Annotated in this window: 12 protein-coding genes; 3 read left to right on the top strand and 9 right to left on the bottom strand. The window is 53.2% G+C overall.

Features of this window, described 5'->3' with window-relative positions; all coding sequences use genetic code 11:
• Nucleotides 1–22 precede the first annotated feature (22 nt).
• From DXV50_RS02830 to DXV50_RS02800, 7 genes are all read right to left on the bottom strand, one after another.
• A complete protein-coding gene (locus tag DXV50_RS02830; RefSeq protein WP_198666394.1) occupies nt 23–1,951 on the bottom strand; it encodes a cell wall-binding repeat-containing protein in 1,929 nt (642 codons plus the stop codon).
• An 83-nt stretch (nt 1,952–2,034) separates the two neighbouring features.
• Nucleotides 2,035–2,922, bottom strand: coding sequence for a glycosyltransferase family 2 protein (locus DXV50_RS02825; protein ID WP_117204697.1), 888 nt, complete (start codon nt 2,920–2,922; stop codon nt 2,035–2,037).
• A gap of 885 nt (nt 2,923–3,807) precedes the next feature.
• On the bottom strand, nt 3,808–4,950 hold the full coding sequence (locus tag DXV50_RS02820; protein ID WP_198666393.1) for a glycosyltransferase family 4 protein: 1,143 nt from the start codon (nt 4,948–4,950) through the stop codon (nt 3,808–3,810).
• A 1-nt stretch (nt 4,951) separates the two neighbouring features.
• Nucleotides 4,952–5,806 (bottom strand): LicD family protein, encoded by an 855-nt coding sequence (locus DXV50_RS02815; protein WP_117204695.1) that lies wholly within the window; start codon nt 5,804–5,806, stop codon nt 4,952–4,954.
• A gap of 32 nt (nt 5,807–5,838) precedes the next feature.
• Nucleotides 5,839–7,026, bottom strand: a complete 1,188-nt coding sequence (locus tag DXV50_RS02810; RefSeq protein WP_232817429.1) for an ATP-grasp domain-containing protein — start codon at nt 7,024–7,026, stop codon at nt 5,839–5,841.
• A 28-nt stretch (nt 7,027–7,054) separates the two neighbouring features.
• Nucleotides 7,055–8,407 carry a Gfo/Idh/MocA family oxidoreductase gene (locus tag DXV50_RS02805; RefSeq protein ID WP_117204693.1) on the bottom strand — a complete coding sequence of 451 codons (1,353 nt, stop codon included), beginning with the start codon at nt 8,405–8,407 and terminating at the stop codon, nt 7,055–7,057.
• Between the two features lie 8 nt (nt 8,408–8,415).
• Nucleotides 8,416–9,486 (bottom strand): pyridoxal-phosphate-dependent aminotransferase family protein, encoded by a 1,071-nt coding sequence (locus DXV50_RS02800; protein ID WP_117204692.1) that lies wholly within the window; start codon nt 9,484–9,486, stop codon nt 8,416–8,418.
• Between the two features lie 174 nt (nt 9,487–9,660).
• Between DXV50_RS02800 and DXV50_RS02795 the strand changes: the two genes are divergently transcribed.
• The 3 genes from DXV50_RS02795 to DXV50_RS02785 all read left to right on the top strand — a co-directional run bounded on the left by DXV50_RS02795 (nt 9,661) and on the right by DXV50_RS02785 (nt 12,085).
• The gene (locus DXV50_RS02795) at nt 9,661–10,887 is read left to right on the top strand and encodes a lipopolysaccharide biosynthesis protein (RefSeq protein WP_117204691.1); all 1,227 of its coding nucleotides are present in this window, start codon (nt 9,661–9,663) and stop codon (nt 10,885–10,887) included.
• Between the two features lie 143 nt (nt 10,888–11,030).
• Nucleotides 11,031–11,747: a glycosyltransferase family 2 protein gene (locus tag DXV50_RS02790; protein WP_269801597.1), complete on the top strand. Its 717-nt coding sequence runs from the start codon at nt 11,031–11,033 to the stop codon at nt 11,745–11,747.
• 5 nt (nt 11,748–11,752) lie between these two features.
• Nucleotides 11,753–12,085 carry a DUF2304 domain-containing protein gene (locus DXV50_RS02785; protein WP_198666392.1) on the top strand — a complete coding sequence of 111 codons (333 nt, stop codon included), beginning with the start codon at nt 11,753–11,755 and terminating at the stop codon, nt 12,083–12,085.
• A 626-nt stretch (nt 12,086–12,711) separates the two neighbouring features.
• On the opposite strand, the gene DXV50_RS02780 is transcribed toward DXV50_RS02785, so the two are convergent.
• Together DXV50_RS02780 and DXV50_RS02775 are read right to left on the bottom strand one after the other, a co-directional pair.
• Entirely contained in the window at nt 12,712–13,683 is a 972-nt protein-coding gene (locus DXV50_RS02780) for a translation initiation factor 2 (RefSeq protein WP_117204688.1), read from the bottom strand.
• Nucleotides 13,680–14,132, bottom strand: coding sequence for a DUF4869 domain-containing protein (locus tag DXV50_RS02775; protein WP_117204687.1), 453 nt, complete (start codon nt 14,130–14,132; stop codon nt 13,680–13,682). The genes DXV50_RS02780 and DXV50_RS02775 overlap by 4 nt, the downstream gene beginning before the upstream one ends.
• Nucleotides 14,133–14,188 lie beyond the last annotated feature (56 nt).

Below are 14,188 nucleotides of genomic sequence, written 5' to 3'. Positions count from 1 at the left end.
AAAGGCGCTCTATCGCAACTGCTTACCCCGCGTACACCGGGACCTCGAACTGCACCACGCCGCCAAACGGGTCAATGCCGTTGTCGTGGTACATCCAGTACATCGCGTAGCCGATGTACTGGAACTCGGTCAGGCCAGTGCAGTACTCGTGCCAGGCGTCGTTGTAAGCCTCGCAACCAGCGCAATCAAAGCGCTGCAGGTAGGGCGTGTTCTGCTTGTAGCGGCGCCTCACGTAGTTGTCAGAAAGCCACTTGGCAGAACCAATAATGGCCTTCTCGGGGGAGGTCCACCCCTCCTTGATAGACATGATGTGCGCACCCGTCGATGGATTGTTGTCGTAGGCGCCAATGCCAAAGAAGTTGTAGTAGGTCGTTCCCTTGTAGTACTTGAAGACCCGCCCCTTGACCTCGTACTGGCCGTCCTCCTCGGGAGACCAGCCATGCGCAAAGTAGGAGCAGCCCCAGGCGGACTCGAGCTTTGCGTGCGCAAGAAGATATGCCTCGTTCAGGCCCGACTGCTTGGCAGCGTTGATGAAGGCTTGGCCCATGCCCCTGAACGTGCTTCTCCAGCCATACTGGCCCTCCCAGTAGGTGCAGTTGGCCGCAATGTAGTCATCAATCTGCTTTGCGGTCAGGCCGCTGTAGCCGTTGTCCAAGACGGCAAAGGCAAAGAACGAGTTGTCGTGCCACTCGTAGTCGGCAGGATCGACGTAGTCCTTGTACTCGGAGTAGGAGTGGTCGCCGCGGGCCGCCTGTAGCTGGAGCATGTGCTCAAGCGTGAGGTTGTACCTCTTGTAGGTTGTATAGGGAACAAAGCGGCCCGTATAGGTAGCCCCAAGGCTCTTGCAGGTCTCGGCACGCGTCGTAGCAGTGAAGACGGCCTCACCGCCAAAGAACTTGATGGTGTCAATCTGCGCGTTGCTCGGGCATGTGTTGACGTTGCCCATGGACCCCTCGTCGGCAAGCAGCAGGACGGACTTGGCCTTGCCCTGGACCACGCCGCCACCAAGGGCGTCATACGGGGCGTTGCCAGAGGCAAAGGCAACGCCATCCCAGCTAAACCCGCAGTTCTCCACCGCATAGCGAGCGATCGCAGCACTCGTCTCGTAGCGGGTCTGGCCCCAGAGGCGCACGATGGAACCGCCGGCCGCGAGCGCCCCCTTTGCAGCGGAGAAGGCCGCATCAGAGACCACGGCAGTTCCGCCCAGCACAAGGATCTTCTTGGGAGAGAACGCCTTGAGCGCCGCAAGCTCCTCGGAAGAAAGGTCTCCGTTTCCGTTGACGAAGAAGAGCGGTGCCTTGAGGGCAAACGCAAGCGGAGAGGCAGAGAGGGCGTCCGGGAAATTCATGCCGGAGGCCACGATGGCATAGTCGCCGGCCCAGAGGCCGTTGTCCTTGCCGTACTTGTAGACGGCCAGCTGGGTCTCAAAGCGCGTGGGGCCGGCAATCCTGTGCACGATACCGCGGCCAGCAAGAGAGCCCTCGGCAGCCTGGGAGACCGCAGCCGTTCCGCCAAGAAGGTAAAACTCCGTTGCCCCCAGCCTGTCGATGGCCTCAAGCGCCGTAGAAGAGAGGCTTCCGGAGGAGGTCATCACAATGGGGCAATCAAGACCACCTGCAAGGGAGGAACCCGCAAGGGAGTCCGGGAAGTCCTCGCCAGAGGCAACGACAACCCGCCTGTTGGAGGAATAGCTGTAGAGGGCCTCCTCCCTGGAGGTCTCGTAGCGGGTCTGGCCCCAAAGCTCCACGACGTTGGTCGAGGGGGTGGCCGCCAGCGTGGCAATGCCGTAGTCCTGGCCGTCAACGCTCAGGTCGGCATCGTCGGGGGTAAAGGAGAACTCAAGGTCATCGTTGGCGTTGAGCGGAAGGGCCTCGGCGTCGGAGCCGTCGGACTGTTCTGCAAGGGCAAGCTGGGGCAGGCCGAGCCCGGCAACCACAGCAGACGACGCCATCGCAAAGCACTCTCGTCTCGTAAAGTTCATTATGTGATACGTCCAATCTACGTTTGAGCCACAAGTCATAGGCCATAGCATTGCTAGTCTACCAGCGTGTCGTCATGAAACAGGGAGTCAAGGCGCGCAATGCCCAGGTCCTTCTCGCAATATGCACGTACCTTGCGGATTGCGTCGTCGTTTCCGCCGCATTGGTTGGTCGCCCACAGCGAGGTCTCTTGGGAGCCCTCTATGCAGTCGACGCCCTGCCAGCCAGTAACGGAGACCGTGGGCCATCCAGCAATGGCAGTCATTGCCTTGAGCCAGACATCGTCCGCATTGGGGCAGGTCTCCCCTATCGCCCTTGTGTCAAAGGCCGCCGCTGGAAGGCTTCCCGGCGGAAGGAGCATGCCCGCCCCAGAGGTTCCAAACAGCCTCATGCTCGGGCGATCGCAGAGTTCGGGCCTTGTGTTACCCACTTCCATCTGCCAGTCAGAGTACGGGAGCAAGACACCGTTCGAGTCAAACTCCATGAGGTGGGTGCGTATGGCGGCAACCGCATGCGGGTGACGCGTATGGACGCTCAGGAGGTCTCCCACAAGCGTGTTTCTGCAGACGATGTCATCGTCGACGGTGATTACCAGATCCTCCGGGAAGTCCCTAACGGCGTAGAGGTACTTCTTGTGAGACCGCATGTCTCCCCTGACCCAGCGGATTTGGAAATCCCTGCCCAGGCAGGAAGTCAGGCTCGGGGGAAGAGACTTCACGCCATCAGGGAACTGATCCTCGGAAAGGTAGAGCACCGTGAGGTCGGGCAGCTGCAGCTGTGCAAACAGCGAACGAACAACGTCCGCCACGTAGTCAATCCTCTGAGGATACGAGGTCAGGCTGACGATGACCCTCTGTCGGTCACGGGGCCTCAAGGCAAGCGTGACCTCGCGTCGGAGCTTGTTCTTGGCACGGGCAAAACGCCCGTCATTCCTAAGTCTCACGCGCATCTCACCCCAGAGAGCAGACGTCGTAGCTCACGGCAACCGTCAGACGCCCAGGTGCCCGAGATACCCCATGTTCCCTCGTTGGAAGAAATGGAGAACACCTCGCTGGACTGCGAGCCGCTCAACTTGCTCAGGGAGCCCCCGTTCGCGGGGCCTGTATTCAAGCCATCAGAATCAGGGACGGAGTCAAGGGCGCCATCGCTGCCCTCCTGGGATTCAGGAGAGCTATCCTCGGTAGCCCCCAACTCTTTGAAAGTAGAGGACACGTCATCGGATGAAATCACGGGAGTAGAGCCTGACGTATCCACCGCCCCCTCCGCAGACGGCTGAAGCTGGTCAGCATATAGCGCAGTGGGAGTAAGGCACAGTGTGAGTGCGAAGGCTACAAAACCAGCCACGGGTCGTCTCATGAGTAATCCCCTAGCAATTCAAGAAAAGCGAGCTCGACAAGCGAGGACGCCATTTCGGACGTGCGGGCAGCCAAGTTCAATCGAAACGATAACCAAGGTAAGCATCCTTGATAGTAACCAAGAATAGGACTATCCGCGCTCCGAGGTTTATAAAATTCTCTTCAAATCAGAGGGGGTCACAAAACACCACAAGCAGCAGCTTTGCAAAAAGCCTCCAATCCGTTTTCCCAAAGCTAGACTCTTTTGGAGTAAGAAAAAACGTGTTTATGCAGTAAAACAGCTCAACAAGAGCCAAAGGCATCAAAACCAGATAAAGGCCCAACAGATTAGATGCATTTTTTGATACAAAAAAGCCTAGAACCGCAATCCCTATTGCGACTAAGATAGCAAGCGGATAGAGAGTCTTGCCAGCATGCTTTTTTATCGATATCAAAGAGTTTAAAATCCCTCCAACTGAAGACGGCTTTGCCCATTACTTAGTCAGATATTCCTCAACTTGCAAAGCACTTTTATCCCAAGAAAACTTTCCATCAACCTGTCTACGGCAGTTTTGAGACTGCTCGAGAAGAACGGAGCGATTGTCCACAACGAAAGCAAGTGCGCTAATTACTGCAGCAGCTTCTCTCGACTGGATGATTGTCCCGTAATGTTCGTCTGGAATCAGCTCACGCGCTCCGCCTATATCCGTGACAACGGCCGGGCATCCGCAAGCTCCCGCCTCAAGCAGAGTCGTAGAGAAGCCCTCAGACCTCGAAGGAAGACAGAGAGCATCGGATTGCTGCAAGAGGGCAGAGACGTCATCTTTGCCCAAGCGACCCATCCAGCACAGGTTGGGGCCTTCTGCCGCCTTAACCTCATCGGCCAGCGGGCCATCACCCGCCAGGGCAAACACCACGTGGCGATTGGAGAGCTCGCTAGTTCGAGAGGCCTCAATAATGGCGGAAAGACCCTTCTCGGGGATAAAACGCCCGACAAACGCCACGAGAAAGTCGTCCTCATCGAGCTCAAGTTCTGTACGAAAGTCTCGCTTGGAGGCGCACTCGCGGAACTCGGCGGCATCAATTGAATTTGATATGACTCCTTCAGCCTCTATCCCAAACGTACGAAGCCATTCGACGCTCTTGTGAGAAATGCCGAAGTATCTCGGCTTATATCGCTTACCCAGCGTCGTCATAACGTGCTCATACACCCGCACGCAGGGATCAAGCACCGGATTGCTGAAGGAGAGGTATGCCGAGCCGTGGTCCAGCACCAACGGAGCTAGGCCCTTGGCGCGGGCAGTCTTCATGCCCAGGAGCGAATGCGGATAGAACCGCGCATTGACAAGCACTCCATCGAACTCGCGGGCATCGAGCTCCTTCAGAAGCTCCCTTCTCACCGCAGAGGGCTTAGGGAGCGGTAGCCTGCCATCCACCAAAGGAACGCAGGGCAGGCGAAGCACATCAAAGTTATCCTCGCGGTCCCAACCGATTCCAATGGAATTGGTATCATTGGTTACGACCGTCACAGCGTTGCCCCGATTTGCCAAGGCACGCGCGAGATTCCGGGTAAAGTTCTCGATTCCACCCATGTGAGGAGGGAATTGAGCAGAAAATATAGCAAGGTTCTTTGCCATGCTATTCCTCAGCCATCCATACTTCTCCGTCGCCAAAATCAAGCAGCAGAGGCAAGTGGGTGTGGCGATCTTTGGGAGCGGGAATCTTGTGCCAGTCACCATACATGATTGTCAGATAGGCATCCAGGTCTCGTGGAGCAGGCAGATTTACACCCTCGAACTTAACGAAGCGAGCGGGATACATATGCTCATACGGAACAAGCCCGTTTGGATAGTAGGTCATATTCGTTAGCAAATCACCCGCACATGGACTTGATTTTAAAATTGATTTGTTGAAATTCCGCTCAAGTTGCACACGATCTGAAATTACTGTTTTGATTAAACCATGCGCAAGTGCCGCCACGAATTTTTCAAAAGAGCCAAGAGCGCCTCCATGCGGGACATTAATGGTCGAAGAGTGATAGAGATAGGACAGTTTCTGCCATTTAGCGGCATTTAGAAGCTGTCTTTTCTGTTCCTTGGGGTCATTGGAAATCGCATCAAAGGGAATAATGTCAACAAATATCCCCTGCTCGCACCCTGCGCTCCGCGTCTCTGCAGTTTCGAACTTAGTTCCCTGTTTATAAACCTTACCGAAAAAGCCAGCAATCGCATCAGAGTTATCAAAACGCTTGAATACATACCCGTCAGGCAAGTATTCACCAGCCAAGGCGGAAAATTTCTCATAATGATCTCTTGGCATAGAGATGTCTATGTCGTCATCCCACGGAATAAAACCTCCGTGGCGAGCAGCACCTAATGCCGAGCCCGAATCCAACGCCCAGCAGATAGAGTGCTTTGCGCAAAACTCATTAAGCATCAAAACGATATCTAGTTCTGCCTTCTGCAGTTTCTTTAGGGCAGTTGAACTATCCATTTCAGCATCCCATCATGTAATTTGAAAGATGGCTACCTAACGTCGATCGAAATCTTCTCGATGGCCCCGTCGCAGCAGCTGAGCGCATCGTCTCTGTTGTCGCCCGAAGCAACCACAAACGCAAACCTCGAAGAATCGTCAACGGCAGCTTTATAATCCTTCCCAGCGACTCCGGTGGACTCTACATGAATCACGCCAGCGGTTTTTCTCGCCTCATCAATGCCATCAATACTTTTAATGGTTCCCTTAGAGGAAGGAATAAACTTTACGGCAAAAAAACGTCCACTGTTCGAATAGCTAAGAGACTGGAGCCTCTCTCCAAGTGCAAGCTTAATCGCCGCCTTGGTCATGTCTATCCCCGTAATCGATCCGTCAATCAAGTAGCTAGTAATACAGTCTCCGCCCAGCCTCGCACCGAGCTCGACCATCTTTGGACCATCAGCGGTAAGCATGATTTCGACATGAGCAGGCCCATTGTCTACACCTACAGACAAGACCGCCCGAGAAGCAAGGCTGGCGATTGCCTCTTTAGATGCAGATGGCAACGAAGACGGCTGCACGTGTCCCACTTCATAAAAGTGAGGAGCACCTGATGTAATTTTGTCCGTAATCTGAAGAACATGTGGGGCTCCATCAACGACCAGAACTTCGACACTGACCTCAGGGCCATGCATGCATTCCTCAACAAGAATATCACCAGACCTGCCGGCTCTTGAGCTGGAGAGTAATGCCGGAATAAGTTTGTCTTCAGATTCAACAAGGTTGATGCCTCTCCCGCCCGCGCTATCCGTAGGCTTCACGATGACGGGATATTCAAGCGAGGTGTCATAACCCTCCAAGGAATTTTTCGGAACAACTTCAAACGCAGGGTGCGAAACTCCGCTATGGGCGAACGCCTCGAGCATCGCAACCTTATCTGTAGCCCGATAAGCGCATTCCTCGCTGTTACCCGGCAAACCCAGCTTTGCGCAAAGCCAAGCTACAGTCCTCACTGAGGTGTCACAAGCGCCACTCATAATTGCATCGGGCTTAAACTCATGTGCAACTTCAAGCGCCGCGGCTTTATCCAGAATACTGCCCACAAAAAACTCGTCAGCTAATTCTGCTGCAGGAGCATCGTCGTTAATATCCATGAGACCAACGTAGAGACCCATCTCGTGCGCCTTCTCAACAACTCGCTTCTGAAACACGGGACCGCCAAGGATGAGCAGCCTTTTCATTCTTCCTCCTAGAACAGCTTTCTCGAAATCAACGATGCTGAGGCACATCGATGTCTTTTAATCGATATGTGCCAGTTCCGGCTTTGAATTCACCGACGAGTCTCGACAACGCAATCGAGACGCTTCTGTCTACCAAGGGCAGGTTATGACCGGTCTGAATCGAACGAGCAAAAGAGGCAAGTTCATTCCTGATTCCTTCGCCCTCTAATTGGTAAAAGTATCTTCTATTTTCAGATGGGTTCTCTCGCCTCACCTCAAAATAGTCAGTCTTCCACCATGGCGACGGAACCCAGATGTAACCGTCGGTCCCTGCAATGCAAAGCGATCCTTCCGACTTAACGGCTTTGCCAATTACGGCCGACCCAACCGCCTCTTCATAAACCAAGTCAACTTTCCCAAAAACATCAAAGTCCTTGTGACCAGAAAGATCAGAACGAACCATCAATTTGTCGCGATAGTCGCATCCAAGAAATTGAAGAATGGGTAGTAGCGCAGTTGGAAGCCACGTGTCAGCTGAAGGTAGCTTTGAATTCACAGATAAAGCGCCATGACTAAGGTCAGCCAAGCTAGTGCAAGTCGACTGCACCGAAGCAACTCGACCTATCGTTCCACTCTGAACCAGCAGAGCGAGACGATGGTAAGCCGTAGAGTAGGCGGTCTTTATCCCCTCCATCAAAACAAGACCTTTGGAGTCGGCGAGGCAGAAGAGCTCTTCCACATCGTGAGGCAGCAAGGCAAGCGGAGACTCACAGATTACATGCTTGCCTTGTTCAAGAGCTGCTTTAACATGTCCGTAGTGGTCAGCAGCTTTAGAGAGGACAAATACCGCATCCGATTTTGCAAGCAGTTCCTGATAGCTCGAGTAGCCTGTCTTGAATCCGTTGGAGGCAGCATAGGGGTCAAAGAGACCGCTCACGCTCATTCCGTTGACATATTTGACTTCCGCAGGATGCTTAACCGTTTCTTGAGCCGCACCGACAAATCCAATCGCAATAGGTTTTCTATCAGACCTGATCTCAGTCGAAGAGATTCCTTGAGTTCGATCTAGATAGACAACATCGCAGTACTCAGACAAATAGTCGAAATGACCTTGCCAATCGGACCCCACGGTGAAAACGTCAATTCCGAGACGTCGGATGTCATCGATTTTCTGACCCTCGTACTCCTCGACGATAATCTCATCAGCAAGGCCAGTCGCTCTAACGCCCTCGATTCGCTCATTTACGGATTGACTCACGTTGATTTTGCCCCGTGCTTGGTCAAAACCATCAGCCGTCACACCAACAATGAGATAGTCACCAAGTTCCTTTGCTCGCTCAAGAAGCCTGATGTGCCCACGATGAATTAGGTCAAAGGTACCGTAGGTGATTACTTTTTTCATATTAAGTCCTAGTACAGCCCATCTTCCATCATAGAGATTAGGACCTTCGTCAGATACCTGTTGTTCTCATCACTGATGTTTCCGATGTGTCCAATCCTAAATACATCGTTCGCGTAAGCTCCGCCATTCGGACATAGCCAAATCCCGTAGGACTCTCTGGCCTTGTCAATCACTGCCTTTGCATTGTGGGAAGGACAATAGAAAGCACTTACGGCATTGGAAGGATGTTGCGGGACCATCCGCAAAGATGTCTCAGCCAAAGCAAGGCGAACGGCTTTGGCACGCTCCGAGATACGATTGCGTTCACCCTCAATTCCCGTTCTCTCAATGTTCTTCAGTCTGTCAGCGATTTCGAGAATGGTCGTAACCGCAGGAGTCCATGGAGTCTGACCTCGCTCGCCGTTTGACAGGGCCTCTTTAAGGCTCAGATACTTGCAACGCTCAGGAATCGAACGAACTCGGTTCTGCGCCTTTGGGGAAAGCGCAATGATGGAGATGCCAGGGTGGCAAGCAAGTGCTTTCTGGGACCCCGTCAGAACAACATCAGCGGAGAGCCGGCTCATATCCAGCTCATCAGCAATAAAAGCGCTGACCGCATCGACAATCAGCAGAATGCCTCTCTCTCTACAGAACGAGGAGATTAAATCCATGTCATACAGCAACCCCGAAGAGGTCTCGTGCATATTAACGAGAAGAGCCCCACATTCAGCACCCACGCATGACTCAAGCCTGTCGAGAGTTATCTGAGTACCAAACGCAAGTGCAATTTCATTAACTTCATGGCCATGAAGCCGGCACAAATCCACAAAGCGCTGTCCGAAGCTACCTCCATTAACAACGGCAACGTGTTCGCGCGGCTTGAGAACACCCATAACAGTTGCCTCCATAGCACCGGTTCCGGAGGCAGTCAAAAAAACGCACCGCGATCCAGCCGGGGCGTTGAGAAGCGCTAGCATGCGTGATTCACAGCCCAAAACAACGTCTGAGAAATCCTGTGTACGAAAGTAGGGCGAGTTCTCCGAAGAAATACGAAGAGTATCTTCAAAACTCATCACAGGACCAACCGTAAAGTTAAGCATCTTTAATCCCTCCGTAAACGTTACGCATGAGCAAGGATATAGCTTTGCAGTTTTGCCATGTATAAGGGGCTTGCAGATGCATCACCTTTCTAGAAAACAACCCTCAATTTGTTTCAAACCCAAGTAGACTCGTATGAAAAAGGGACAACAACCCATTGAAAGGGCTGACTGCACTTGGAAAGCAAGTCGCTTAAATCAAACATGCTTTGGAACTCCGTCGGTTCCCTCTATTACTCAACATGCCAGTGGCTGATTACCGTATTAGTGGCTCGACTTTCTTCGGGATTCGATGCGGCAGGTATTCTGTCAATCGCCATGTCAGTATCAAATATCTTTTCTCAAATTGGTCTGTATCGAATAAGGTCATATCAGGTCTCAGATATCCACGAAGAGTACTCCTCGAGAGAGTACGTGGGTTTTCGCCTAGAAACGATAGCGGTGGGCTTTTTAATCACCATTGTCTACGCATTGATATCTTGCTCACTAGAAATGCTCGTTCCGATACTCCTCTATCTGTTATTCAGGGCTGGTGACACATTTGTCGACGTGCTGCACGGAGTGGACCAACAGCACTTTAGGATGGATTATTGCGGCAAATCGATGCTTATCAGGGCAACGCTATTTCTCGTCTCTTTTACGATAGGCCTAGCCTTTTTCAATAGCTTGAACGTTGCAATCTCCGGAATGGTTCTTAGCACGTACCTCGCAATAATTTATGACATCACGAAAACAAGAGGGCTCTCGGACATCAGGCCGTCAATCACCTTGGAGAAATCGAAGCGTCTTCTCCTGACCTGTCTTCCCGCAGTTATCGGAATGTCTTTATGCTCCGTGGTAGTAACTTACGCAAGACAATACCTGGGAGAAGCCTGCGGAAGCTCAGCTCTTGGAATCTATGCGACTGTTTGCACACCCATAGTGATTATCCAAGCATGTGCCAACTATGTATATGCACCTCTTCTGGGTATTTTTGCCGAGAGCTACGATACAGGAAGAACGAGTGACTTTATATCGCTCCTGATGAAGACGCTTTTCGCGCTTGTAGTCATTTTCGCAGTATGTGCAGTGGGGTTTGTAATGGTTGGAGACCAGCTTCTGGGCTTTATCTTCGGCCCAACCATCGCCGCCAACGGTAATCTTATTTACGCGGGCCTTCTTTGCTCAATGCTGACAGCGCTCGTCGCCTTTCTGAGCGATTTATTGATATCTCTCCGGGACATGAACGGTTGCTTTATTGGAAACCTTATCGGCTGCCTCGTCTCATTTCCAGCGACCCATATACTGGTGAGCCAATTTGGAATGAACGGGACAAGCTACTCCATATCTATCAGCTATATCGTTGTTTCAATCATTTTGTTATTTAGATTAGTTCGGCTGGTAAAACCCAAAGCGATTGCTTAAGCTGAACGCAGGATAGCAGCGCTTTTCCATTGTTCTCCTCAGCCCGCAATCACAGCGCTCATCCGAGATTTATGCCATGCATGCTTTGACAGTGAACAATAGCTCTCAGTGCCAGAGCCACACCACCAATCAGGTACTATCTGGTGTGCCAATTACCGAGCAGTAGGGCGGAAACCAACTTGAGGGTACTTGCAATAATCCCCGCATACAACGAAGAGGGGTGCATTGAGGCTACGGTGGACGAGTTCACGTCCGTCGTGCCGGAATGCGACTACCTCGTTGTTAATGACGGCTCCTCTGACCAGACTGAGGCAATCTGCAAACGCCGTGGCTTCAACTACGTGAGTCACCCCGTCAACCTTGGGCTCACGGGCGGATTCCAGACTGGATGCCGTTATGCGCTTGAGCATGGTTACGATGCTGTCATTCAGTTTGACGCGGACGGGCAGCACATGCCCAAGTATGTCACGCCGATGATTGAGCGCATGGAACGCGATGGGGCCGACATTGTCATCGGCTCCCGCTTTGTTGACGAGGAGAAGCCCGTCTCGGCGCGCATGATTGGGTCCCGACTCATTACGTCCATCATCAAGCTAACTTGCGGACAGACCATCAACGATCCCACAAGCGGGATGAGGCTCTTCAACCGCAAGATGGTTGGAGAGTTTGTTTCTCGCTTTGACTTTGGCCCCGAGCCGGATTCCGTCGCTTTTCTTCTGCGCAAGGGCGCAAAGGTCTCCGAGGTGCAGGTTCAGATGCGCGAGCGCCAGGCTGGTGAGAGCTACCTCAACGCCTGGAAGTCCATCTCCTACATGGCGCGCACTTGCATGTCCATCCTCTTCGTCCAGTGGTTCAGGTGATCTGCGTGAACATCACTTTGCGAATCTTCTTGCTTCTTGTTGCGGTATTCACGCTGCTGTTCGTTGTGCGCAAGCTAAGGAAGTCTGCGCTGGAGATCATCGACTCCATCTTCTGGGTGTTTCTTGCCGTGCTGCTCATCGTGGTGGCGGCGTTCCCGCAGCTGGTGTTCTGGGTGACCGGGATCTTTGGGTTCGACTCGTCTTCCAACTTCGTCTTCTTCTGCGGCATCCTGGTGCTTCTCGCCCGCCTGTTCACGCAGGACCTCAAGGTGGCCACGCTCAAGAGAAAGCTCACCACGCTGACGCAGACCGAGGCGCTGAAGGAGCATGAGAGGTAGGGTGCTTCTCGCTTGGGTTATGACTGGACTAGCATGATGTCATTGTGAAAAGCCGACTGGCTTTTAGCGGCTGCGGGCGCCTGCGCCTTCAGTCGCTTTTTCTATTAGGCAAGGCACCGGCACACAGTTGGTTCTGATGCGGCATAATTGGCACAGACAGAAAAACCTGCGGGTTTTGTAAGGCGGAGCTGCGAAAGTGGTTCCGCCTAGTTTTTTACGGCGATATCACCCAAACCTAAGTACGATAGAAACACACCGGGAGGAATGCGGCGTTCCTCCCGGTGTGACAAGAAGCAGCCAAACGTGTTATAGGGGATTCCAGAGGAGGCACAGATGAAAGCTTCCTCCAAGCGCCGGGGGCTTATCCTCCGGCATTTTTATTAAGGAGGCAACGAACCGACAGCCGAACTTGGCCTCCTCGCCACATCCAGGTAATGCTCCGCCAATAACTCAGCTACGTTTGCGTCTTAATTCGAGACCGTTGAGTATCGACTGCAAATTGGCAGCATTTGCCCAGTTGATAGAGGTACCATCTGGGCTTCTATCCGAAGCATACGCAACAAAACACAAACGTAGCCGAGTTTTGACGAGCTACGCTCTGTCCAAGTGCATTCAAGCGATCAAAACTACTCGAGTCCCAACTTTGGCAGTGAGGCCTCAAGGATTGCGCGTTGCCTTGCCTCCAGATAGGCAGGATTGAGGCTGGACTTCTCATAGGCAAGATAGCTTCCCGAGGTCAGCTCCACAAGCTGCCTGGTAAAGAAGCGCTCCCAGCTGAAGAAGTCGGCACTTTCGATGAAATCCGCTGGATGTAGAAGCATGTCCTGCGTCTTCTTGTCCTTGAAGAGGCCGGAGCTCAGCACCAGCCACTCGAAGGACTCAGGAAGAAAGAGCTGCAGTCTCTTGTAGCGAGCAAGCGCGAGGACCGTCTCGATCTCGGGTCCAAAAGCCGCACCGTCGGCGATGACCAGAATCGAGTTTGCTCCAGCGTCGCGAACCGTACGGAAGACGTTAGTCTTCCCCTTGGCACTCACGCAGGGAACTCCACTCTTCTGACAAAGCGCTGAGAAGAAGTCGAAGCCCGAGTTGCTGTCCTCGACCACCACAAGATCTGGCCGCGCGCCGTCAAACTGACGAGGTCCATAGACCTTGTGCGCCGAGGTGTAGGTCCTTGAGTAGGCGGGGTACTTCGACGATGAGCGGCCCGTGTTTCTGAGCTCGTAAATCTCGTCGACGCTGTAGGGCAGCTGAGGCAGGGCCTCACGTGCAACGAGCACGTAGTAGTTGTCGCTGTTCTTGGCCGCATGCGCAAACTCGCGCGACCTCATGAAAGCGTTGTCCTCATCAATGAAGACGATGCTTCCGCTGATGAGCTCAAGGTCGCGCTGCCAGTTTTTGCCGGAAAGGACCTTGCAAGGCACATCGCAGCTGACGACCACTCCACTGTCTGGACCAAGCTCGTCGAACTGGCCCACGAGGTCGATGAGCGTGGACTTTCCGGTTGCGCTTCTCCCCTTCAGGATGGTGAGATTGCGGCGAATGGGAAGCTTGATCTGCACCTTGTTGTTTCTGACGGTGACCAGGTGCTCGCCTCTCATGCCCAGTCCTCCCTCAGGCAGTTGGCGCCAATGATGGCCAGCTCATCCATGGTGTGAACGATCTGTCCCGTGTTGGCAACCTTGGCAGTGAACCTGCCGCCGCCAAAGTCCATGAGGTGGTAGAGGTTGATGGTAACGTCCTTCTTGGCGGCGATGCGCAAGATCCAGTAAGCGCAGTTGTCTCCGCAATTGGTGGCGTTGAAGACCCGTGTGGGGTCGAAGTTCATGAGCAAGAGGGTCTTGGTGCCGCTGGAGAGCTTCTCGGGCGGAATGATGCCCAGAACTTTGGTCTGTATGGCGTTGGGCCCCATCACCACGCCCTTGTCGACGGACTTGATGATTCTCTGGGCAAACGGGTCCTCAAGCCACTCGGGCGAATATGTGTTGTTGAAGTACGTCGACGTGTTGTAGACGACGCCGTCCATGTCTCCGTAGTGGATTGTGAGCAAGAGGTCCCTCCCTTGGTGATTGCGAGTTCCATTATGGCAAATCTGGGGACTTGAGC

Origin of the sequence: Paratractidigestivibacter faecalis, from assembly GCF_003416765.1 — a bacterium.
Lineage (GTDB): Bacteria > Actinomycetota > Coriobacteriia > Coriobacteriales > Atopobiaceae > Paratractidigestivibacter > Paratractidigestivibacter faecalis.
Note: the sequence above shows the minus strand (reverse complement) of the source record. Positions and strands in the feature narration are given on the sequence as shown.

What these genes read in the sequence shown, in the direction of transcription:
- DXV50_RS02810 (WP_232817429.1), bottom strand. Translation starts at nt 7,026, where the DNA reads ATGAAAAGGCTGCTCATCCTTGGCGGTCCCGTGTTTCAGAAGCGAGTT.
- DXV50_RS02815 (WP_117204695.1), bottom strand. Translation starts at nt 5,806, where the DNA reads ATGGATAGTTCAACTGCCCTAAAGAAACTGCAGAAGGCAGAACTAGAT.
- DXV50_RS02780 (WP_117204688.1), bottom strand. Translation starts at nt 13,683, where the DNA reads ATGAGAGGCGAGCACCTGGTCACCGTCAGAAACAACAAGGTGCAGATC.
- DXV50_RS02800 (WP_117204692.1), bottom strand. Translation starts at nt 9,486, where the DNA reads ATGCTTAACTTTACGGTTGGTCCTGTGATGAGTTTTGAAGATACTCTT.
- DXV50_RS02830 (WP_198666394.1), bottom strand. Translation starts at nt 1,951, where the DNA reads ATGGCGTCGTCTGCTGTGGTTGCCGGGCTCGGCCTGCCCCAGCTTGCC.
- DXV50_RS02820 (WP_198666393.1), bottom strand. Translation starts at nt 4,950, where the DNA reads ATGGCAAAGAACCTTGCTATATTTTCTGCTCAATTCCCTCCTCACATG.
- DXV50_RS02805 (WP_117204693.1), bottom strand. Translation starts at nt 8,407, where the DNA reads ATGAAAAAAGTAATCACCTACGGTACCTTTGACCTAATTCATCGTGGG.